Source organism: Streptosporangium sp. NPDC048047, from assembly GCF_040653115.1.
Lineage (GTDB): Bacteria > Actinomycetota > Actinomycetes > Streptosporangiales > Streptosporangiaceae > Streptosporangium.
In genome coordinates this window covers 1-1,352 of record NZ_JBEZNH010000123.1, presented here as the reverse complement: position 1 = coordinate 1,352, position 1,352 = coordinate 1, and the positions used below count along the sequence as shown (strand labels likewise).

Here is a 1,352-nt window from a genome sequence, read left to right as displayed (position 1 = left end):
ACGTGTGAATGCCACGACTTCGGCGGTGTACTTGAGCCCCGCTACATTGTCGGCGCAGAATCACTTGACCAGTGAGCTATTACGCACTCTTTCAAGGATGGCTGCTTCTAAGCCAACCTCCTGGTTGTCACTGCGACTCCACATCCTTTCCCACTTAGCACACGCTTAGGGGCCTTAGTCGGTGGTCTGGGCTGTTTCCCTCTCGACTACGGAGCTTATCCCCCGCAGTCTCACTGCCACGCTCTCACTTACCGGCATTCGGAGTTTGGCTGACGTCAGTAACCTTGTCGGGCCCATCGGCCATCCAGTGCTCTACCTCCGGCAAGAAACACGCGACGCTGCACCTAAATGCATTTCGGGGAGAACCAGCTATCACGGAGTTTGATTGGCCTTTCACCCCTAAACACAGGTCATCCCCCAGGTTTTCAACCCTGGTGGGTTCGGTCCTCCACGCGGTCTTACCCGCGCTTCAACCTGCCCATGCCTAGATCACTCCGCTTCGGGTCTGCAGCATGCGACTATAAACGCCCTATTCAGACTCGCTTTCGCTACGGCTCCCCCACACGGGTTAACCTCGCCACACACCGCAACTCGCAGGCTCATTCTTCAAAAGGCACGCAGTCACATCACGAACAGGGCGAACCCCGCTCACGCTCCTACGGCTTGTAGGCACACGGTTTCAGGTACTATTTCACGACCCCTCACCGGGGTGCTTTTCACCTTTCCCTCACGGTACTAGTGCACTATCGGTCATCAGGGAGTATTTAGGCTTACCAGGTGGTCCTGGCAGATTCACACAGGATTTCTCGGGCCCCGTGCTACTTGGGATCCCCTCCAACAGTCGACAGGATTTCACCTACCCGGCTCTCACGGTCTACGGCGCAGCTTCCCAGAAGCTTCGGCTATCCCACCGATTTATCACTGTCCAGAGAAACGGCAGTCTCTCCAAGAAGGTCCCACAACCCCGAACACGCAACGCCTGCCGGCTATCACACGCGCCCGGTTTAGCCTCCTCCGCTTTCGCTCACCACTACTCACGGAATCACTCTTGTTTTCTCTTCCTACGGGTACTGAGATGTTTCACTTCCCCGCGTTACCACCAACCGCCCTATACATTCAGGCGGAGGCAACACCACATGACTGGTGCTAGGTTTCCCCATTCGGACATCCCCGGATCAAAGTCTGGTTGGCGACTCCCCGGGGCTTAACGCAGCCTCCCACGTCCTTCATCGGCTCCTGATGCCAAGGCATCCACCGTGTGCCCTAAAAAACTTGGCCACAAAGATGCTCGCGTCCACTATGCAAATCTCAAACAACACGCAGCGACCCACCGACACCACCACCAGACACCC

At 56.7% G+C, this 1,352-nt stretch carries 1 rRNA gene (running past one end of the window); it reads right to left on the bottom strand.

The features are described from left to right. A 23S ribosomal RNA gene (locus AB0D67_RS38970) occupies positions 1 to 1,278 on the bottom strand (it extends 1,924 nt beyond the left edge of the window). Positions 1,279 to 1,352 lie beyond the last annotated feature (74 nt).